General features: G+C 36.8%; 16 protein-coding genes and 2 tRNA genes. 8 read left to right on the top strand and 10 right to left on the bottom strand.

The genetic code is table 11. The features are described 5' to 3' along the window. Positions 1-26 precede the first annotated feature (26 nt). Positions 27-551, top strand: coding sequence for a DUF7935 family protein (locus LB454_RS07220; RefSeq protein ID WP_224463973.1), 525 nt, complete (start codon positions 27-29; stop codon positions 549-551). On the opposite strand, the gene LB454_RS07215 is transcribed toward LB454_RS07220, so the two are convergent. Continuing rightward, positions 548-2626 carry a M1 family metallopeptidase gene (locus LB454_RS07215; protein ID WP_224463972.1) on the bottom strand — a complete coding sequence of 693 codons (2079 nt, stop codon included), beginning with the start codon at positions 2624-2626 and terminating at the stop codon, positions 548-550. The two genes, LB454_RS07220 and LB454_RS07215, sit on opposite strands and share 4 nt — an antisense overlap. A gap of 51 nt (positions 2627-2677) precedes the next feature. Further along, on the bottom strand, positions 2678-3745 hold the full coding sequence (locus LB454_RS07210; protein ID WP_224463971.1) for a putative type IX sorting system protein PorV2: 1068 nt from the start codon (positions 3743-3745) through the stop codon (positions 2678-2680). Positions 3746-3833: 88 nt separating this feature from the next. On the opposite strand from LB454_RS07210, the gene LB454_RS07205 reads away from it, so the two are divergent. Then, entirely contained in the window at positions 3834-4562 is a 729-nt protein-coding gene (locus LB454_RS07205) for a CDP-alcohol phosphatidyltransferase family protein (protein ID WP_224463969.1), read from the top strand. Between the two features lies 1 nt (position 4563). Here LB454_RS07205 and lnt read toward each other — a convergent pair whose 3' ends face one another. After that, the gene (gene lnt / locus LB454_RS07200) at positions 4564-6141 is read right to left on the bottom strand and encodes an apolipoprotein N-acyltransferase (RefSeq protein WP_224463968.1); all 1578 of its coding nucleotides are present in this window, start codon (positions 6139-6141) and stop codon (positions 4564-4566) included. Between the two features lie 137 nt (positions 6142-6278). Between lnt and LB454_RS07195 the strand changes: the two genes are divergently transcribed. Continuing rightward, positions 6279-7655, top strand: a complete 1377-nt coding sequence (locus LB454_RS07195) for a sugar transferase (RefSeq protein WP_224463967.1) — start codon at positions 6279-6281, stop codon at positions 7653-7655. On the opposite strand, the gene LB454_RS07190 is transcribed toward LB454_RS07195, so the two are convergent. The 7 genes from LB454_RS07190 to proS form a co-directional block, all read right to left on the bottom strand. After that, positions 7656-8651 (bottom strand): ABC transporter ATP-binding protein, encoded by a 996-nt coding sequence (locus LB454_RS07190; RefSeq protein ID WP_224463966.1) that lies wholly within the window; start codon positions 8649-8651, stop codon positions 7656-7658. Continuing rightward, positions 8635-10272 (bottom strand): ABC transporter permease, encoded by a 1638-nt coding sequence (locus LB454_RS07185; protein ID WP_224463965.1) that lies wholly within the window; start codon positions 10270-10272, stop codon positions 8635-8637. The genes LB454_RS07190 and LB454_RS07185 overlap by 17 nt, the downstream gene beginning before the upstream one ends. A 6-nt stretch (positions 10273-10278) precedes the next feature. Beyond that, positions 10279-11307 carry a Fe(3+) ABC transporter substrate-binding protein gene (locus LB454_RS07180; RefSeq protein ID WP_224463964.1) on the bottom strand — a complete coding sequence of 343 codons (1029 nt, stop codon included), beginning with the start codon at positions 11305-11307 and terminating at the stop codon, positions 10279-10281. Between the two features lie 117 nt (positions 11308-11424). After that, complete coding sequence (gene rpsT, locus LB454_RS07175; RefSeq protein ID WP_224463963.1) at positions 11425-11676, bottom strand: 30S ribosomal protein S20; 252 nt, start codon at positions 11674-11676, stop codon at positions 11425-11427. 27 nt (positions 11677-11703) lie between these two features. Further along, a tRNA-Glu gene (locus tag LB454_RS07170) sits at positions 11704-11775 on the bottom strand. A gap of 34 nt (positions 11776-11809) precedes the next feature. After that, positions 11810-11881, bottom strand: a tRNA-Glu gene (locus LB454_RS07165). A 63-nt stretch (positions 11882-11944) separates the two neighbouring features. Next, entirely contained in the window at positions 11945-13423 is a 1479-nt protein-coding gene (gene proS, locus LB454_RS07160) for a proline--tRNA ligase (RefSeq protein ID WP_224463962.1), read from the bottom strand. A 101-nt stretch (positions 13424-13524) separates the two neighbouring features. On the opposite strand from proS, the gene LB454_RS07155 reads away from it, so the two are divergent. The 5 genes from LB454_RS07155 to LB454_RS07135 all read left to right on the top strand — a co-directional run bounded on the left by LB454_RS07155 (position 13525) and on the right by LB454_RS07135 (position 20856). Then, positions 13525-14754 (top strand): hypothetical protein, encoded by a 1230-nt coding sequence (locus LB454_RS07155; RefSeq protein ID WP_224463961.1) that lies wholly within the window; start codon positions 13525-13527, stop codon positions 14752-14754. A 33-nt stretch (positions 14755-14787) separates the two neighbouring features. Beyond that, positions 14788-16278, top strand: a complete 1491-nt coding sequence (locus LB454_RS07150) for an OmpP1/FadL family transporter (RefSeq protein WP_224463960.1) — start codon at positions 14788-14790, stop codon at positions 16276-16278. Between the two features lie 71 nt (positions 16279-16349). Beyond that, entirely contained in the window at positions 16350-17297 is a 948-nt protein-coding gene (locus LB454_RS07145; protein WP_224463959.1) for a calcium/sodium antiporter, read from the top strand. 107 nt (positions 17298-17404) lie between these two features. After that, on the top strand, positions 17405-19594 hold the full coding sequence (locus tag LB454_RS07140; protein ID WP_224463958.1) for a glutamine synthetase III family protein: 2190 nt from the start codon (positions 17405-17407) through the stop codon (positions 19592-19594). Positions 19595-19680: 86 nt separating this feature from the next. Then, positions 19681-20856 carry an AIR synthase related protein gene (locus tag LB454_RS07135; RefSeq protein ID WP_224463957.1) on the top strand — a complete coding sequence of 392 codons (1176 nt, stop codon included), beginning with the start codon at positions 19681-19683 and terminating at the stop codon, positions 20854-20856. Positions 20857-20861: the final 5 nt, after the last annotated feature.

Genomic DNA, 20861 nt, shown 5'->3' with positions numbered 1-20861 from the left:
AATTATATTTGAATCAAAACTAAGAAATGGAGTCTCTCACTGAAATATTGAATTACCTGGCCTACCTTTTGCCTGCGGTCATTGCCGGATTTATTGGGTTTTACTTTTTCAAAACGTATATAGAACACCAGAAGGAAATGCAATACCTGGCCTTGAGAAAAGAGAATAGGAGTGAAGTGTTACCGCTTAGACTTCAGGCTTTTGAGCGCCTGGTTCTCTTTCTAGAACGAATTTCTCCCGGACAGCTTTTATCACGAGTGAAACCCGTTGGTGATAATAAATACGACTACGAAAATCTGCTTATCGCTTCTATAGAGCAGGAGTTTGAACACAATCTTGTGCAGCAGGTTTATGTGAGTCAGCAGTGCTGGGATGCGATTAAAGCTTCAAAAAATTCAACTATTTCTCTCATTCGCCGCACCAGTATGAGTGATAAAATCACCAATGCTCAAAAACTGAGAGAAGTTATTTTGACAGATCTGCTTGAAAAGTCTTCTCCAAGCGATACAGGAATCGCATACGTGAAAAGTGAGATCAAAAAGCTTTTTTAATACCTGTTATTAAAAAAAGTTTTTTCCTTGGTTGAGAAACCATCGGTTAATTTGAGAAGTGCAGATTTATGTCGATCTGATTTCATGAGTGTATCCAGTAATTCTCTGCAGAACTTTTGAAACTGCCACACAGGATGAAATACGCCTTGCATCAAGTCTTTATAATTATCTTGAGTGAAGGTATCGATTTGGTACAAATACCCAAAGGCATGTCGTCTCACCTGGTAAGGATATCCAGAACTGGTATGTTGGCTGAGTTCTTTAAATACTTCGGGCTTTTTTTTAGGTTGATAATCTGGAGTAGCCAGATTAAGTGTCAACCATAATAACCTCACATTTTTATCCTGAAATCCAATCACATCTTGAGTTAAGTCCAGATAACGGTGTTTATCTTCAGGAAATGACATCCATAAATGCAATAAGGCATTTTCAATAGTGTTATAGGATTTATCCTCCAGCAAGCTTTCGTATTCAGACTTTAGTGCTTTAGGTACAGAAGTTAGCGAAGTGGCTACTGCTTGTCTAACGTACAAATTATTGGTTTTGAGGGCTTTTTTATACAAAGGAAGAGACAACTCTAGGTTTTCATTGTTTAACTGGTAAACGGCTTCCTGGCCTATATATTCATTTACAGGGAAGTCCAGAGATTCATCTATTAGTTCTTCTTTCAAGGTTAAGCGGGTTTCTCTATAGGCTGCCAATTTCATATAATCCTGGACAAACTCATTTTTCTTCAGAAATCGAAGCGTTTCTCTAGATTGAAATGCTTTTTGATGCAGCCATCTGTTTTTATAATCAACAAGCGACTGCCCGTATTCAGATTCTACTTCGCTTATGAAGTCTTCAGTATTCACATTTTTATAGGCATGTTTGGTCAGATAGTTCTCTACCGCCTTGTCGAAAACTTCATCACCTACGATATCTCTCAAAATGATCAGCGCCCAGGCTCCTTTCTCATAATAGGTAAGTGAGCTACCCCCTGTTTTTACCAAAACCTGTCCTTTTCCAGTATCACTAAGTGTCTTCAGTTCTTCAGCAGTTTTGTAGATTTTAAAAAAATAATAATCCTCTCCAAAAATCTTTCTTTCCGCTTCCAAAGCATAAAAGGTCGCAAAACCTTCATGTAACCAATGGTGTTTGGATGAGGTCTCGGTCACCAAATTTCCAAACCACTGGTGGGCCAGCTCATGTGCCTGTACGTTCACAAAACTCTTGTCATTTACTCCAATTTCATCCACTACAAATTCTTCAGAAAACGTGTTAAGCGTGGTATTTTCCATCCCAGCATACAAGAAATCCCTCACAGCTACCTGCTTGAAATTTTGCCAGGGATATTTTACATTGATTTTGTTTTCGAGAAAATTAAAGATTTCGTTATGATGCTTATAGGTGGAACTCACTTTATCTGTATGTCTGGTTTCAAGATATAACTGAAGAGGAGTGCCATTTTCACTTTTGGTAGTCGTTCCTCTGAAGTTACCCATAGCAAAAGCGACGAGATAGCTGCTCATAGGTCGTTTCATCTCGAACTTCCAGGATTTATGATTGAGTCGAGATCGCGTTCGCGAAAGCTTGCCATTGGCGACAACTTCGTAATTTTTTGGAGCTAAATAAGTGATATTAAAAATCATCTTATCATTCATGTCATCCAAACTCGGTAGCCAATGCGAAGTATATTTGCCCTGTCCCTGGGTCCAAACTTGCGAATCGTATTCTTTTATATCTGAGCTAAATCCAACAAAATAAACCGTTTGCTTAGGTTCACATTCGTAAGAAAACTCAGCAGTGTATTCATTGTTTTTTTTAAAATTGCTGGTGATCCAGACTTTGTTATTGTCTTCTACGATTTTATAAGGACTATTTTCTATGGGGGTGATGCTCATATTGACACCATCTAGATAAACAGAATCTATATTCTGAAGCGCTTTAAATTTAATTTGAACCTTTCCATTCACGGTGTAATTTAATGTGTCAATTTCAACCTGAGCGTTCATTTCCAAAAAGTCAACTTTTTTGGTTTGTTGGCTAAAGCAAAAATTGATAGAGAAAATAAGGAATAAAAAAATTCTAATCATGCCTCAAAAATAGGATTAAAATAAAAATAGTTAGTAAAATTAGCAACTATCCTACCTAAACACAGACCAGTCCAGTTTTAAGGAAAAAACATTGGAGTAAAGGGCAAGGCTTTGGTCGCCGATATCGGTAAGGGCATAGTCTATCTGAATCCCTTTGTACTTAAAGCCTACTCCAAAGTTGGGTTGGAAACCTATCTCGGTGCCCTGTCCGCCCAGTTGTTCCAGATTTTGGAAATTGCCTACGCCTCCACGGAGATAAACTAAATTGATGTACCCCACTTCAAATCCAAAAGCAGGGGTGGCACTCATCGCTCCAGAGGATATAATATCATTGGTCTGTGCAAACCTCATGTCAAGATTCAAAGAAGTGGTAAGGTCAAAATCCCTTCTTATAGTTGTTGTTTTTGCCACACCAATCTGAAGTTTGGGTAAAGTGATTTCTGAGGCTTCAGGAGCAGCTTGATTTTGACCGTCAATGGCATTTTGGATAGTTGCCAATTCATCATCATCAAAAGTCCAGGTATTGTAAGTTGTTGTAATATCTCTGGCCATAACGCCAAAGTACCAGGATTTCTTTTGAAATTGAATGCCAGCGTCAAACCCAAAACCCCAGGCATTGGCAAAATCACCGATGACCCTTCGGATCACCTTCGTATTTACACCATAAGAAAATCCTTCCAATGGTAAATTTCTCGCATAGGACAACGTAAAAGCATAGTCTGCAGTAGAAAACAAGCTGATGCGATTATAGTCGATATTTCCTTGTTCATCGATAAGTTGTGTGGTGTTCAAAATATCATCTACCCCAAACCTTATGACACTAAACCCAACGGCGCTTTTGCTGTCAATAGGCATAGCTCCAGCCACATAGTTGTAAGTAGCTATATTGGCAAAGTAATTGGCGTGCATAGCAGAAACCTGATTGTCCTCCAGGTGAACTAGACCCGCAGGATTCCAGTACCCTGAGTTGACGTCTCTAGTAGTCGCTGTCACAGCATTGGCCATGCCGAATGCTGCGGCATCCACTCCTATATTCAAGAATTCGTTAGAATACTTTGCTGTTTGAGAAAAAGCAGAACAAGCAGTTGCTAATACAAGTAAGAAGGTAAGCCTCTTCAATGTGCCAATTATTTTAAGACAAATATGCTATAATTAATAATATTAAAACTTATTTTGCTTTTTCTTATTGCACAAAACCCACTACTTTATGAGTTTAATTAAAAGACAAATCCCAAATTTTATAACACTTCTCAATTTATTATCGGGTTGTGTTGCTACAGTGTTGGCAGTTCAAGGTGAGTTGAGTACAGCAACTTTATTTGTTGCTTTAGGGATTTTCTTTGATTTCTTTGATGGCCTTGCGGCGCGAGCTCTCAAAGTAAAAAGTGATTTAGGGCTTCAGCTGGACTCCCTTGCCGATATGGTTACAAGTGGCCTTGTTCCTGGTATTGTAATGTGTCAGCTTATTTCAAGATCCATAGATTCGTCAACAGAGTTTAATTTACTGACCTCACAATCCAATTGGATGGTATACATAGGGTTTATAATTACTTTAGGCTCTGCTTACAGGCTGGCAAAATTTAATATTGATGAACGTCAAACCGATAGTTTTATTGGTTTGCCCACTCCAGCCAACGCCCTTTTGATTCTGAGTCTTGGCCTTATTCTGGACTTTCATCCCGAATCCTTTATTACTTCCTGGATAGATCATACTTACCTTCTTATCCTAATCTCCGTAATTAGCGTTTTTCTACTCAATGCTGAATTGAAATTATTTGCTTTAAAATTCAAGAACCTTACCTTTTCTGAAAACTGGTTTCGCTATTTTATAGTCATGTTTTCTATCGCCGCATTGGTCTTGTTTAAGTTTGTAGCCATACCTGTCATTATTGTAGTATATATATTACTATCCATAGGCCTTCAGGCCAAATCCTGACTTATTTTCTCCTTTTGGTGACTGCAAATAAAAAAATGAATAAAGCCAGGAAATTAGAAATTCTTGGAATATAGTCTCCAGACTTTACGTAAAATGTTTCGCCTTCGTAAAGAGGTAAATCCTGACTTAAAATGGTTTTTTCATCGTAATTGGAATGTTTCAAGACAGACCCATCTCTATCAATAAAACCAGAAATTCCTGTATTGGCACTTCTGGCAACTGCTCTTCTTGTTTCTATTGCCCTTAGTTTTGCATAGTTCCAGTGCTGCAAATGTCCCTGAGTCTCACCCCACCACGCATCATTGGTAATGATCACCAGAGCATTGGCTCCGTTTCGCACATAACCATTTACAAATTCTCCATAAACTGATTCATAACAAATGATAGGAGCAACACCAAAACCATTATTTAACTGAAAAACTTCGCGTTCCTTTTGTGTGGTTTTCATAGCCACAGTGCCGCCGAGATCAATCATGATGTCACCAAGTAGAGGTTTTAAGGTAGATTGGTAAGGAAAGTTTTCTACTCCGACCACCAGTTTGGATTTGTGATAAAATTCGTGTTCACTGTCTTTTTTTTCAAAAACTGCACTATTGAAATCGTTGAACCAAATGCCTTTTCTCAAAAAATTACTTTGAGGAGAAGTTTCATTTTTATCTCTTATGATTTCGTACATAGAGATACCAAATAAAATATTGAGCTGTGGATTGGAGTTTAAGAGTTCGTTTGAAAATCCTTTCGCTTTAGAATACTTGTAATTTTTGATCTCAATGCCTTCGGCAAAAACAGTTTCTGGAGCAATAAGAAGCTGTTCTTTATTCTTAAGCAGAGGTTTTGACAGATCTACTAAACTTTTGGAGATGCCACCGTCGTTGGTGTTATACTTTTCAGTGTAGGGATCAATATTGGGTTGTAGACTTAGAGTTTCTATGCTGTTTTCTGAACCCGTTTCAGGTTTGATGATAAGACTTATGATGATTGGTATGGCAATAATCAAAACGAAGCGAAGACCAGTTCGAAGTAAAATGCCAGAATCTTTATGCTGAACGTAAAGCAATATACCTTTGAATAGAATAAAATTTGATATTAAAACCCATAAACTTCCCCCAAAGCTCCCAGTGTACTCATACCACTGAATCAAATTGGTGTCATTGGCAAACACATTTCCCAGATTAAGCCAGGGCCAGGAGAACTCCCAGCCCAGGTGGACTTTCTCAAAACTTAACCACAGGGCGATAAAGAAGGAGGAAGCTGCTGTGAAAGCGACTCGTTTGGCAATTATGTGATAGATTAAAAAAACAGTGCTCATCAATAAGGAATTGGCCAGAATGGCAAAAATTCCTCCAAAAGGTGTAGAAAAATACAACCAATAAGTGGTGATAATATTCCAAATTAAAAAACTCAGGTAGGCGTGACCAAAGACTCTTAAATTTTTTCTTTTGAGTTGTTTTTGTCTAATATCAAATTCAGCAAAAAGAAGAGGAACAAACCCAATAAAACTTAAAGGACTAAAACCATTTGTAGGCCAACTTAAGGCGAGGAGTAAACCTGAAGCAATGGCAAGAATTATATTTTTCAAACTTATTTTTTTTCAAATTTACTTTAAAAATCAAGGCTTCAAAAAGAATTTTTAATAAACAAAGCTTTTAAAGATGTTCATTTTAAAAGGGGCATATAGATATCTTTTTATAAATTTGACACCAGTCATCCTAAATCATGAAAACTAACCAAGTCACCCATTTTGAAATCTCTGAACGAAAGGTTTTACTAAGAGTATTCGACATAGTTTTTGTTTGGCTGGCCCTATATTTGTCTACAGAGAGCTTTTCGTTTACATACTTTCCGTTCAAATCTGGCGTCTGGATATGGTTAGCGACTTTAGGCTCGTATCTCTTGTTGTTTGGTACTGTTTTCGAAATTTATAATTTACAGAAGGCAGAATCCAGAAAAGCTACCGTTAAAAATGTAGTACTTACAAGTTTACTGGTTACTTTATTTTTCCTGTTAACTCCTGTTTTATCGCCACCTCTTCCAGAAAATCGATTTCAAATCCTTTATTTTTTTGGAATTCTACTTTCAACTTTACTTTTTTGGAGATTTCTTTATATAGGTTTAATTACCTCGCCAAGATTCTTTAAGAGGGTTCTAATTGTTGGAGATGATGTGGATATTGATAAAATCGGTAAGGATTTACTTAAAAATGATCCTAATTATGAGATCAAAGGTTTTATAAGTACCAAGGAAAAAACATCTACTAGTTTTCAAGCCTATAGCCTAAATGAACTTGAACGTGTGGTGAATGATTATAAGGTTGGAGAAATTGTTGTTGCAAATTCTATAGATGGATTGAGCTCAGAATTATACCAGGCTCTGGTACCACTCCTCAAAACAGGATTTCCTATAAAAGCTTATGCGCATGTATATGAGGAAATCACCAGTAAAGTTCCAGTTCAATATATTAATAATGATTTCTACTTTTATTTTCCTTTTAGCAGGAGCAATCAAAATCGACTGTATTTACTTTACCACAGAATTGTTGATATAGTTATGAGTTTGCTAGGTTTAGCCTTTGGCCTGGCTATTCTTCCTTTAATACTAATCGGTAATTTGATTGGGAATAGGGGGAAACTTTTTTACAAACAATTGAGGTTAGGCAAGTCTGGTAATGAATTCTACATCATTAAGTTTAGAACTATGGTGAAAAATGCTGAGTCCGATGGCGCCCAGCTTGCCAGAAAAGGCGATGTAAGAATAACAAAATTTGGAAACTTCTTAAGGCGAACTCGTCTGGATGAAATTCCACAGTTTTTCAATGTGCTGAAAGCAGATATGAGTTTAATAGGTCCGCGACCAGAACGTCCAGAATTTGTAAAAGATTTATCCAAAAAAATACCATTTTACGAAGTCAGGCAAGTTATAAAACCTGGATTAACGGGTTGGGCTCAGGTAAATGCGAAGTATGCCAATTCTGACGAAGATATGATAGAGAAGTTGCAGTACGACCTGTATTATATAAAACACAGAAGCGTCTTTTTAGATTTAAGAATCATCCTCAAGACCATTAGTACTATTATATTTTTTAGAGGTCAGTAATTATTCATCAAATGCTAAAACATCTTTAGAATTGAAACCAATTTTTATGGTTTTACCTAAAACGGGTTCATTCGTTACTACATTGAGATGTTCACCATTATCAAGTTTTAAAAGTAACTGAGAGTGTGTGCCTAAAAATGTTCGTTTTAAGATTTCAGCTTCAGAGACATAGTCACAATCTTGGTTGACTGTTAGACTTTCGTTTCTTATGGCATGACAGCAATCTTCTTTCAATGGACATTTAAAAGCCGTTTGTAAACCTTTATTGAGCTGAACTGTATTTCCAAATAATGAAGCAACATAAATGGATTGTGGTTTTTTGTATAACGCAGAAGCTTCATCTTTTTGAACCAATTTACCATTTTGGAGAATTAAAATTTCATCTGCAACAGCCAGTGCATCCTGAGTATCATGAGTCACAAAAATTGCAGTAACTCCAGTTTTCTTGATGATATTGAAGACTTCATTTCTAAGCCTGTGTCTCATCATTGCATCCAGATTACTAAAGGGTTCATCCAGAATTAAAACCGAAGGTTTGGGAGCTAAAGCTCTGGCCAATGCTACACGTTGTTGCTGGCCTCCAGACAACTCATGAGGATATCTTTTTTCGTATCCTTTCAAACCAACAAGATTTAGTGTCTCTAAAGCAACGTCTTTTTTTGATTTTGACTTTTTGATGCCGTAAACTACATTTTCAAGAACCGACAAGTGTGGGAATAAGGCGTATTCCTGAAATACCATCCCAACCTCTCTCTTTTCCGGAGCGATATTCTTTTTGATAGAGGCTACAAGTTGACTTTCAATATGAATTTCACCAGAATCTAGTTCTTCCAGGCCAGCTATAAGTCGGATTAAGGTGGTTTTACCACTTCCGCTTTCTCCCACAACTGCACAGATGTCTCCTTTATTGACAAAAAAAGAAACATCATCCAGGGCTTTTACTTTTCCCTGATCGTATGATTTTGATAAATTGGATATATTAAGAGTTGCTTGCATTCTTCAAAAGTAATTTATTTAAAAAAATTGCGGGAACTAAAGCCGTTAATATTATGAGAAGAGAGGGAAGCGCTGCAGAACTCACCATCTCATCACTTGCATATTCAAAAGCCTTGACGGCAAGCGTGTTTACATCATATGGTTTCATTATCAATGTAAGTGGTAACTCTTTCAAGATGTCAATAAAAACTAAAATAAAAGCGCTCAAAAGACCAGTCCTGATGAGAGGAAATTCAATTTTGAAAAAAGTTTTAAAATTTCCTTCTCCCAAAACTTTAGAAGAATCTGATAAACTTCTGTCAATTTTTAGGCTTGAAGATTCCAAAGGTTGATACGCTACAGCTAGAAATCTTACAACATAGGCGTAGACCAAAGCAATCAAAGTGGCATTCAAAATCAATTTTGAGGTGATATTTTTTTCAATCAACCATTTGTCTATGTACAAGCTTGGAACCAATACACCAATAGCAATTATTATTCCTGGAATGGCATACCCCAAAACACCGAGTTTGGAGCTTGACTTCAGTAATTCAATTTTATTCCATTTTGTAAAAAAGAGCAGGAGCAAAGCTACTAGGACGGTGATCAATGCCGTTATGAATGCAATCCCAAAGCTTTCTAAAGTGATCGTAATAAATTCAACATTCCAAACTTTAGCAAAGGTTTGTTTTGCCCAAATCAATAGTTGAATTACGGGTAAGATAAAACCTAGACATACCGGTACAAAACAAATAAGACTGAATAAAATTTGGTGTCCTTTTTTAGGCCTTAGTTTAGAACTATAATTCTGTTTAGAAGTTTTGGCAGAGGTGAAATTCATATGTCGTCGCTGCCACTTTTCAAAAAGAATAAGGCCAAATACAATAATCAATAAAATTGCAGAAAGGTAGATGGCAGTTTCAGGTTCGCCTAAGGAGAACCAGGATCTGAAAATCCCCGTTGTAAATGTGCTCACCCCATAATAACTAGCTGCACCATAATCATTTAAAACCTCCATTAGTACCAATACAAGTCCGGCTATTATTGCAGGTCTGGCAAGAGGGAAGATGAGTTTAAAAAAGGATTTGAATTCGCTTATACCAAGCATTCGCGATGCTTCCAGTAAATTGGTTGCCTGTGCCAAAAAAAATGTTCTGCTGCTTACATAAACATAAGGGAAAAGTGAAATGCTTAGAACAAATGAGAGTCCATAAATATTCATGAAATCAATTCTGAAACCGTCTAAGCCTACGGCATCAACAATATTTGAAAAGAGGCCTGAATATCCAAAAACACCTGCATAGGCATAAGCCATTATGTAAGCCGGAACGGATAAAGGTAAAATGAGAAGCCATTCCAATTGTTTTCTAAATGGGAAATGGAATCTCGAAACCAACCAGGCTGTGCTTACTCCAAATACAATGACGATAATGGAACAAAATATAGCCAGTAATAGCGAATTTTGTAAATAGTCAAATAAAACATAATCTACAATATGCCCCCAGCTATCTCCAGGACCATCAAATAATTTGAGGCCAATGGTGAGTATAGGAATTGCAACTGCAGCTAATATTATCAACAACAAAAGAGACCATCGGTTGAGGTCTCTTTTGAACTTGAAAAATCTATGCTTTATGTTCAATTAAATTTATTTCCAGCCAACTTTATCAAATATGATAACTGCCTCTTTATTATTTTTTCCTAATTCGTTAAGTGATAATTTATCCTCCTTGAATTCTCCCCATTCTTTTAAAATTTCTGAAGGTTCCACATTAGGATTAATGGGATATTCATAATTTGAACCGGCAAATATATTTTGCGCATCTTCCTTAAGTAAGAACTCTACAAATTCTACAGCTGAGGCCTTATTTGGTGAGTATTTTGCTACACCTATACCACTTACATTGATGTGAGTTCCAGTTGTTTCCTGGTTGGGAAAGAATATGCCTACACTTTCTCCAGCTTCCAGTTCATTTTCGTCTTCAGAATTTAAAAGTTTTCCTATGTAGTAAGTATTTACTATCGCCAAATCTCCTTCACCATTAGCAACCGCTTTTACCTGGTCTCTGTCATTACCTTTTGGAGATCTTGCCATGTTGTCAACAACTCCTTGAGCCCAATTCTCAGCAAATTCATTTCCTTCATTAGCAATAATTGAGGCTAAAAGCGATTGGTTGTAAATATTTGAAGAACTCCTTACAAGAATCTTATCCTTCCATTCTTCTGAAGTTAAATTTTCGTAGGTTGATAACTCAGTTGAGTCGACTCTGTCCTTAGCATAAGCAATAACTCTAGCTCTTTTTGTTAAACTCACCCAGTGGCCGTCCTCATCTCTTAAGTGATTTGGAACAATGGAATCTATGAGTGGAGAGGAGAACGATTGAAGTAAGTCTTGAGATTTGGCTCTGTATAAACGCCCAGCATCTACAGTAATAAGAACATCTGCTGGGGACTGTTCGCCTTCTAAACTCATTTTTTGAATGAGCTCATCAGCACTGGCGTTCACTATATTAAGTTTGATGTCTGTTTCTTCTTCAAATCGTTTAAAAAGTTCTTGATCCGATTCGTAATGCCTGTGAGTATAAACAGTGAGTTCTTTGGAATCTTCAGTTTTTTTATCGGATTTACAGCCGATCACTGAAACCGAAATAACAAGCAAATAAAATATATATCTCATGGTTTTAATTTTTTGTAAATTTAAACATCTAATCTTATTTAGACTTATTATTAATAATATTTTTTACAAAAAAAATGGCCTCTAGAAAGAGACCATGAAATTTATCGATCATAAAACTTACATAGCGGCAACATGCTTAGTCAATTGAGACTTAAGATTTGCAGCTTTATTGTTATGAATAATATTCTTTTTAGCTAACTTATCGATCATAGAGATGATCTCAGGAAGACTTTTAGTAGCTTCAGTTTTATCCTCTGTAGCTTTCAATCTTCTGATGGCATTACGAGCCGTCTTATGTTGGTAACGATTTCTTAAGCGTTTTGCTTCGTTACTTCTTATTCTTTTTAATGCTGATTTATGATTAGCCATAACTTTCTAAATATAAAATTTTAATAGTAGTCCGTAGGGGAATCGAACCCCTGTTACCAGGATGAAAACCTGGCGTCCTAACCCCTAGACGAACGGACCGTGTTAATAATGTGATTAATGAACTTATAATTTGTAGTCCGTAGGGGAATCGAACCCCTGTTACCAGGATGAAAACCTGGCGTCCTAACCCCTAGACGAACGGACCATTAAATTTGCGAGTGCAAAAATAACCAATTATTTAAATTGCACAAATCTTTTATTCGAAAAATTAATAAGCTTTTGCAAATAATACTCGTCTTGCAGAATTATTTCCAGTAAATACGCACTTTCCGCTTTCTTTTTGACCTTCCAATGGAATACATCGAATAGTTGCTTTTGTCAATTCTTTAATTTTTTCTTCTGTTTCTGCTGTCCCATCCCAATGTGCAGAAATAAAACCACCTTTTGTGTTGAGAAGCTCCTTGAACTCGTCAAAAGTGTCTGCTTCAGTGATATGAGAATCTCTAAATGCTTTTGCTTTAGTGAATAATTCCTTTTGAATATCTTCAAGCAAGCTTTCAACCAAATCCTCTAAGCCTTCTTGATTTTCAAATGATTTAGATAAGGTATCTCTCCTGGCAAGTTCAACTGTTCCTTTTTCAAGGTCTTTTGGTCCAATGGTGATTCTAAGCGGAATTCCTTTCAGTTCGTATTCTGCAAACTTCCATCCTGGTTTATGTGTGGTTCTATCGTCAAATTTGACTCTAATTCCTTTAGACCTTAAAATCTTTACAATTGAATTTGCTTTTTCTGAGACTAAATTAAGTTGTTCCTCATTTTTAAATATGGGTACAATTACCACCTGTATGGGTGCTAGGTTTGGAGGCAAGACCAGTCCGTTATCATCAGAATGTGTCATTACCAAAGCTCCCATCAATCTTGTAGAGACACCCCAGCTCGTCGCCCAAACGTATTCTTGCTTCCCTTGATCTGACGTAAACTTCACATCAAAGGCTTTGGCGAAATTCTCTCCCAGAAAATGAGATGTTCCTGCCTGTAATGCTTTTCCATCCTGCATTAACGCCTCTATACAATAGGTCTCAAGCGCTCCGGCAAACCTTTCGCTTTCAGATTTTACACCTTCGATCACCGGTATTGCCAAAAAATTCTCGGCGAAATCTGCATATAAGGCATTGATGAGTTCTGCTTCTTCAATCGCTTCTTTTTTGGTAGCATGTGCAGTGTGACCTTCCTGCCATAGAAACTCAGTCGTTCTTAAGAAAAGGCGTGTTCTCATTTCCCATCTTACTACGTTGGCCCATTGATTAATTTTAAGAGGAAGATCTCTGTAAGATTGTATCCATCCTTTAAAGGTGTTCCAGATAACGGCCTCAGAAGTTGGTCTTACTACCAGTTCTTCTTCCAGTTTTGCCTCCGGATCTACTCTAAGTTTACCTGGTTTGTCGGGATCATTCTGCAATCTGTAGTGTGTGACTACAGCGCACTCCTTCGCAAAACCTTCAGCATTTTTTTCTTCTGCTTCAAAAAGAGATTTGGGAACAAATAATGGGAAGTAGGCATTTTCATGTCCTGTTTCTTTAAATCGTTTATCAAGCTCTGCTTGCATCTTTTCCCAAATAGCAAATCCATAAGGTTTTATCGTCATACAGCCCCTCACTGCTGAGTTTTCAGCTAGGTCGGCTTTCACAACCAATTCGTTATACCACTTGGAATAATCTTCTTTTCTACTTGTTAGGCTCTTTCCCATTCTATACGGTTTGGCACAAATGTTGTACCTGTGTTAATGATTCGATTTGTTAGCACAAAACTAACTAAATTTGATAATAGTAATAATAAAAACCACAAGTTATGATACAATCAAACAAAATATTCAATTCTGTAGCATTAGGAATGTTATCTGTGGTTTTCTTGACTTCGTGTTCGTCATATAGAAATGTGAATTCTGCTTCTGATGGGATTTATGGGTCTAGCGCACCTTCGGAGGCTAGAAGGTCTGTTTCTAATGAAAATACTTCACAAACTTCTCAGAGAAATACTAGTCAGGCTACTAGATCAACTCAACAACCTGATACTTACTCGAGATACTTTTCGGAACAAAGCCAGATGATTTCTGAAGCAAGAAATTCTAATAATGAAGTATTCACAAATATTGACGATTATTCTTCTGATGATGGGAACTATCCTGAAGAAGAAAAATATTACGAAGAACCAATTTATAATGGAAACAATGCAGGATGGGGTTCAAATCCATCCTCTGTGACAGTTAATTATATTGACAACGGTTTCTGGGGTCCTGGCTGGGGCGGCGGATTTGGTTTCGGCGGTCCATTTATTGGAGGCGGTTTCTACGGTCCTGGCTGGGGCTGGGGTGGTTTTGGTAACCCTTATTTTGGTGGAGGATTCTTTGGCCCTAGATGGGGTTGGGGCGGATTCGGTTTCGGTGGCTTTTATGGCCCTGGATTTGGATTTGGTTATCCTTACTACGGCGGTTTTTACGGAGCTGGTTTTGGAGGTTTCTACGGAAGGGGTTACAATGGTATAGCTTACAACAGGTCAAATAGATTCGGTAGAAATGGTAATGCTTATAGTAGAAACACCAGGTCTCAAGTTTCTTCCAGAAGCGGAAATACAAGGTCTAATCTTTCTAGAGCAAATTCAAGCAGAAGCAACGTATCCAGAGCATCTAGTAACAGATCAAACGTTAGCAGAAGTACAAGAACCAACTCTTCAAGATATTCTAACAGGATAAATAATTCAAGAAATGTTGGGGCTAGGACATCTGGTAATTATTCGAGATCTGGTATAAGGAATTCTAGAAACGTAGATGCTAGATCTAGATCAAATTCTACATACAGAAATACATCTCCGAGAGCAAGATCATATAATAATTCATCTTCTAGAACAAGCAGAAGTAGTGGAGTAAGATCTTCATCAAATAGATCTTCTAGAAGTTCTGGCGTAAGAAGTTCTAGCAGTTCAAGGAGTTCGGGTGTAAGAAGTTCCGGAGGTTCAAGATCATCTGGAGGCAGATCTTCAGGTGGTAGATCTTCAGGTGGAAGAAGTTCTGGAAGACGATAACAGTTTTTAATCATATATGCTAAACCTACACACATGAAAAAACTTATAATTCTATTTATTTTTGTGACTACAAGTGTTATAGCTCAAGATATAACTGATGCAGTACGATTTTCCACCCAAAGTGTTAATGGTACCGCCAGATTTACTGCTATGGGTGGTGCCTTTGGTGCCTTAGGTGGAGATGTTTCTGCTATCAATATCAATCCTGCAAGTTCTGCTGTTTTTATCAATAATAAATTTTCAGGATCCTTGGACCTCTCTACAATAAACAATGATGCATTCTATGGTGGGGGGTTTAATAATTCAACAGAATCAGATTTCGACATGAATCAGTTAGGTGCAGTATTCGTGTTTACTACCAATGATAAGAATGCACTTTTTCAAAAGCTTTCACTAGGATTTTCATACAATAGGACAAATAATTTTGATAATGAATATTTTGTGAGTGGTATTAATGAAGAAAGTGTAGCAGGCTATTTTTTAAATAATGCAGAAGGTGTTCCTTTAGATTTATTGACTCCTCAAGCCAATGAAACCCCAAGACAGCTTTACCGTTTTCTTGGTAGGAACGGTGATTTTAATGCGCAACAGGCCTTTTTAGGATATGAAACATTTGTCATTAATGCTGCAGATCCAGATAATTTGGATAATACTTCTTATGTCAGTAATGTCTTTGGCGAAAGTTCAAACCAGAATTACGAAGAGATCACTAGAGGAAGTTCAGGTAAATATACGATTAATGGCGGTGGTATGATTGGAGATAGAATTCATTTGGGTTTAAATTTGAATTTCCATTTTTTGGATTACAGACGTCAGACGTTATTTGATGAATTTAATTCTGGTCCAGGTGTGAATGAAATCTTCTTTGACAATGACCTGAGAACTCGTGGAAGTGGCTTTTCTTTTCAATTGGGTGGAATTGCAAAACTAACAGATGGCTGGAGACTCGGTTTTACTTATGATTCTCCTACCTGGATGAGTATTTCTGAAGAGCTTTTACAACGTATAGAAACAGTAAGCGGAAATAATCAAGTTGCTATTCTTGATCCTGATGTCTTAAATATTTATCCTGATTATAGTTTTAAAACGCCAGGACGTTTATCTGTGAGTACAGCATATGTGTTTGGTGGTTCTGGTCTGATTAGTTTCGATTATAGCTATAAAGATTTTTCTGCTATGGAGTTTACCACAAGAGGGTTTGGTTTTCAAAATGATGAAATTTCAAATTTGATGACCGGGGCTTCTACATTTAATCTTGGTGGGGAATACCGCATCCAAAATACCAGTTTAAGGGCAGGTTACTTTATTCAACAAACGCCCTATGAGGACGAAAGATTCCTTGGAGATGCCAATGGATATTCATTTGGTTTAGGGTTTAATTTTGGGAATGCTTCTTTAGATTTTTCTTATCAGCGCATCGAGCAAGACCGACAAGGACTTCTTTATTTCACTGATTTTTCTCAGGAATCTGAGATTCAAAGTTTTTTAAACAATTATATGGTTACCTTATCCTTTAATTTATAAGGACAAACTTTATAAGAGATTTTTAATCTCGTGTATTACTCAAAATCCTATTTTCGCTAAAAATTATATCAATGGATGTCTTTTTAGTAATTATAGGATTTATTCTTTTGGTTGTTGGAGGAGAATTTTTGGTCAGGTCTTCAGTTGCTTTATCCTTGAGATTTAATATATCAAAAATGATTATTGGTCTTACGGTCGTTTCTTTTGCGACATCGGCACCAGAATTATTAGTAAGTCTTCAAGCTGCATTATCTGGCTTTTCAGACATATCATTAGGAAATGTTATCGGATCAAATATTGCCAATATAGGATTGGTTTTAGGACTTACAGCTATCATATCATCTATGGATATTGATAAGGATTTTTTAAAGTTCAACTGGCCTGTGATGATGATTCTGTCTGGCTTGCTGTATTTCTTTTTATATACAGGAGAACAGATCACAAGAATAGAAGGTGTAGCTCTGCTTATAGTACTTATTATTTTCCTTTTGGTTTTAATAAGGAAAGCCATAAAAGGAGAAGTAGAAGTAGCCGAAGAAGTCGACGAGACTTTGACCAGGACTTCAGGTTTTAAGATTGTTCTGTGGTTTTTAATTGGAGGTGCAGGGCTATACTTTGGCTCCGAATGGCTTGTAGACGGTGCCGTTGGAATTGCAGAATCTTTTGGAGTAAGTGAACGAGTGATTTCAGTGACGATGATTGCGATAGGAACAAGCGTTCCAGAGCTAGCAGCTTCAGTTATTGCGGCACTTAAGAAAGAAAAAGGCATTTCTTTGGGAAATTTGATTGGCTCCAATATTTTTAACATTGGATCTGTTATTGGGCTTACAGCTGTCATTAAACCTATTTTCCTTCAATCCAAAGAAGTCCTCACAAATGATATCTTTTGGATGATAGGTTTTTCACTTGTTTTGGTGCCACTTATTTTCCTGCCTCCAAAAAATTCAATTTCCCGATACAAAGGTGTTTTAATCTTTTTGGCTTATATCGTATTTATCTTACTTACTTTTCGTAACTAATACAGGGGTGATTTCATAAAATTATTATTTTTTTGAATTTCACCCCCTTAATTTTACATCCTATATCAAAATTATTTACTTTTGAATAAATGTAAAATTTATTTAAAATGGCTATACTAAGATTTGATGCTTTAAAAGAGACTCTGAGAAGAGCTCCAGTAAAAATTAAAGAAAAGGAACGCAGATCCGATCTTTTTGGAAGGAATGTATTCAACCAAAAAGCGATGCGTCAACATCTCACAAAAGACTCATTTGAAGGCTTAAAAAATGCCATTGATAAAGGTGAAAAAATAGACCGTTCATTAGCTGAAAGCATTTCAGCTGGAATGAAAGAATGGGCGATTTCTAAAGGAGCAACTCACTATACTCACTGGTTTCAGCCACTTACAGGATCCACTGCAGAGAAGCACGATGCTTTTTTTGAAACTGTAGATGATGGTTCCGCTATGGAGAAATTTAGCGGTTCCCAATTGGTGCAGCAGGAACCTGATGCTTCCAGCTTACCTAATGGGGGAATCAGAAATACCTTTGAAGCAAGAGGTTATACAGCCTGGGATCCTTCTTCTCCAGCATTTGTATGGGGGCCTACACTTTGTATTCCTACCATCTTTGTTTCTTATACTGGAGAAGCTTTAGATTATAAAACTCCTTTGCTGCGATCAGTCTCTGCATTGGATAAAGCAGCTACAGATGTTGCTAAATATTTTGATAAGAAAGTAAATAAAGTAATCACAACGCTGGGTTGGGAGCAGGAATACTTCTTGGTCGATTCTGCCTTGGCTTCTACACGACCGGACCTTATGATGTCTGGAAGAACTTTGCTTGGGCATTCTCCCGCAAAAGGTCAGCAGCTTGACGATCACTATTTTGGATCTATACCAAGTCGTGTTTTAAACTACATGAGAGATTTGGAAAGAGAGTGTATGCTGCTTGGAATTCCTGTGAAAACACGGCACAATGAAGTTGCGCCTAATCAATTTGAGCTGGCACCGATTTTTGAAGAAGTGAATCTTGCTGTAGATCACAACTCATTGTTGATGCACGTTATGGATAAAATAGCAGAACGCCACCATTTTAAAGTATTATTTCATGAGAAGCCCTTCCAGGGGGTAAATGGTAGTGGAAAGCACAACAACTGGTCACTTGCAACAGATACAGGTTCTAATTTATTGAGCCCAGGTAAGACTCCAATGAAAAACATGCAATTTTTGACTTTCTTTATCAATACGATTAAAGCATTTTATGAAAATGAAGAATTGATAAGAGCAACCATTGCTTCCGCATCAAACGATCATAGACTTGGAGCGAATGAGGCTCCTCCTGCAGTTATGTCTGTATTTATTGGTTCACAACTTACTAAGGTTCTGGATGAGCTAGAAAAAGTCACCAATGGCAAACTTTCTCCAGAAGAGAAAACAGAATTGAAATTGAATGTAGTTGGTAAAATTCCTGAAATATTACTAGATAATACAGATAGGAATAGAACATCACCATTTGCATTTACTGGAAATAAATTTGAATTGAGAGCAGTTGGTTCCACTGCTAATTGTGCGGATCCTATGACAGTGCTCAACGCTATTGTAGCCAAACAGCTTATCGAATTTAAAAAAGAAGTAGACGGTCTTATTTCAAAGGATAAAAAGATGAAAAAAGACGATGCTATTTTCAACGTATTGAGAGAGTATATCAAATCTTCTAATAAAATAAGATTTGAAGGTGATGGTTATGGCGATGCATGGGAAAAAGAAGCTGAAAAGCGTGGCTTAAGTAACTACAGAACAACTCCTGAAGCTCTTAAACCAAAAATTTCTAAAAAAGCGATTGATTTGTTTGGGGAATTGAACATTATGAATGAGACTGAAATCAAAGCCAGATACGAAATTGAAATTGAAGACTATTCTAAACATATCCAGATTGAAGGCCGAGTTTTAGGAGATATTGCCAGGAATCATATCATTCCAACAGCCATTAAGTATCAAAACGTGTTGATAAAAAATGTAAAGGGTTTAAAGGAAATTTACGGAACCAATTTCAAAGATCAGGCTAAACAACAAATGAATATCATCGAAGCTATTTCAAACCACATTGAAAAAATCAACGAAGAAGTAGAGCAGATGATTGAAGAAAGGAAAAAAGCCAATGTTATGGAAGACCCAACCGAAAAGGCTTTTGCTTATTGTAACAAAGTGAAACCTTACTTTGATGATATCCGTTATCACTGTGATAAACTGGAGCTATTGGTCGATAACGAAATATGGCCTTTGACTAAATACAGAGAACTTTTGTTCACTAAATAATAAGAACAGATTATTTACAATACCCAGCTTTGGATTAGTTCCAAGGCTGGGTTTATTTTTTATAAATTTGCAACAAATTTTTAACAATGAGTGATCAAGATAGATATGCAAAAAGAGGTGTCTCTTCTCAAAAAGAAGATGTTCATAAAGCGATAAAAAATATAGATAAAGGAGTATTTCCAAAAGCTTTTTGCAAGATCGTACCAGATTATCTCACAGGAAGCGATGAGCATTGTGTGGTTATGCATGCAGACGGAGCAGGAACTAAATCCTCCTTGGCTTATTTATATTGGAAAGAAACCGGTGATTTATCGGTTTGGAAAGGAATAGCACAGGATGCACTTATTATGAATATAGATGACTTGCTTTGTGTTGGAGCAACAGATCATATTTTGCTTTCTTCAACGATAGGGAGAAATAAGAATTTAATTCCTGGTGAAGTGATTGCTGAGATCATAAATGGAACAGAATCTATTGTTGAAAACCTGAAAACTCACGGTGTAAATATTTATACTACTGGTGGTGAAACTGCCGATGTAGGAGATCTTGTTCGTACAATTATTGTAGATTCCACAGTCACTGCAAGAATGAGGAAAGATGAAGTCATTGATAATGCCAATATAAAACCAGGAAATGTAATTGTTGGGCTTTCTTCATCTGGTCAGGCTACTTATGAGACGGAATACAACGGAGGTATGGGTAGCAATGGACTCACTTCTGCAAGACACGATGTGTTATATTCTAAACTAGCTGAAAAATATCCAGAATCTTATGACCCCTCTGTTCCGAAGGACCTTATATATTCTGGTAGTAAATCACTTACTGATAAGATTTCAAAAGATCTTCCAGATGTTGGTAAACTCATTTTGTCCCCAACTCGCACTTATGCACCGATAGTTAAAAAGATATTTGAAAAACTTGGTAGAAAGTCCATCAATGGCATGGTGCATTGTAGTGGTGGAGCTCAGACAAAAATTCTCCATTTCATTGAAAACTTACATATTATAAAAGATAATATGTTCGAGGTTCCTCCGTTATTCAAACTCATACAAAATGAAAGCCAGACCGAGTGGAAAGAGATGTATCAAGTATTCAATATGGGTCACAGGCTTGAATTTTATCTGGACGAATCTATAGCTCAGGGAATTATAGATATTTCAAAAAGCTTTAATGTAGATGCAAAGATTATTGGTAGGGTAGAAGCTTCAGATAGAAAATCCTTAAGAATTACTTCGGAACATGGTCATTTTGAGTATCAATAGTATTT

The sequence above is a fragment of the Psychroflexus montanilacus genome (assembly GCF_020164535.1).
In the GTDB taxonomy this organism is placed as follows: Bacteria; Bacteroidota; Bacteroidia; order Flavobacteriales; family Flavobacteriaceae; genus Psychroflexus; species Psychroflexus montanilacus.
The sequence above is the reverse complement of the archived record's forward strand: the minus strand, read 5'-3'. Positions and strand labels throughout refer to the sequence as shown.

Bases quoted from the DNA above. Each gene is read 5' to 3' on its own strand.
- proS (WP_224463962.1), bottom strand. From the start codon at position 13,423: ATGGGAAAGAGCCTAACAAGTAGAAAAGAAGATTATTCCAAGTGGTAT.
- LB454_RS07145 (WP_224463959.1), top strand. From the start codon at position 16,350: ATGGATGTCTTTTTAGTAATTATAGGATTTATTCTTTTGGTTGTTGGA.
- LB454_RS07190 (WP_224463966.1), bottom strand. From the start codon at position 8,651: ATGCAAGCAACTCTTAATATATCCAATTTATCAAAATCATACGATCAG.
- LB454_RS07215 (WP_224463972.1), bottom strand. From the start codon at position 2,626: ATGATTAGAATTTTTTTATTCCTTATTTTCTCTATCAATTTTTGCTTT.
- LB454_RS07195 (WP_224463967.1), top strand. From the start codon at position 6,279: ATGAAAACTAACCAAGTCACCCATTTTGAAATCTCTGAACGAAAGGTT.
- LB454_RS07220 (WP_224463973.1), top strand. From the start codon at position 27: ATGGAGTCTCTCACTGAAATATTGAATTACCTGGCCTACCTTTTGCCT.
- LB454_RS07150 (WP_224463960.1), top strand. From the start codon at position 14,788: ATGAAAAAACTTATAATTCTATTTATTTTTGTGACTACAAGTGTTATA.
- LB454_RS07180 (WP_224463964.1), bottom strand. From the start codon at position 11,307: ATGAGATATATATTTTATTTGCTTGTTATTTCGGTTTCAGTGATCGGC.
- LB454_RS07205 (WP_224463969.1), top strand. From the start codon at position 3,834: ATGAGTTTAATTAAAAGACAAATCCCAAATTTTATAACACTTCTCAAT.
- rpsT (WP_224463963.1), bottom strand. From the start codon at position 11,676: ATGGCTAATCATAAATCAGCATTAAAAAGAATAAGAAGTAACGAAGCA.
- LB454_RS07140 (WP_224463958.1), top strand. From the start codon at position 17,405: ATGGCTATACTAAGATTTGATGCTTTAAAAGAGACTCTGAGAAGAGCT.
- LB454_RS07135 (WP_224463957.1), top strand. From the start codon at position 19,681: ATGAGTGATCAAGATAGATATGCAAAAAGAGGTGTCTCTTCTCAAAAA.
- LB454_RS07155 (WP_224463961.1), top strand. From the start codon at position 13,525: ATGATACAATCAAACAAAATATTCAATTCTGTAGCATTAGGAATGTTA.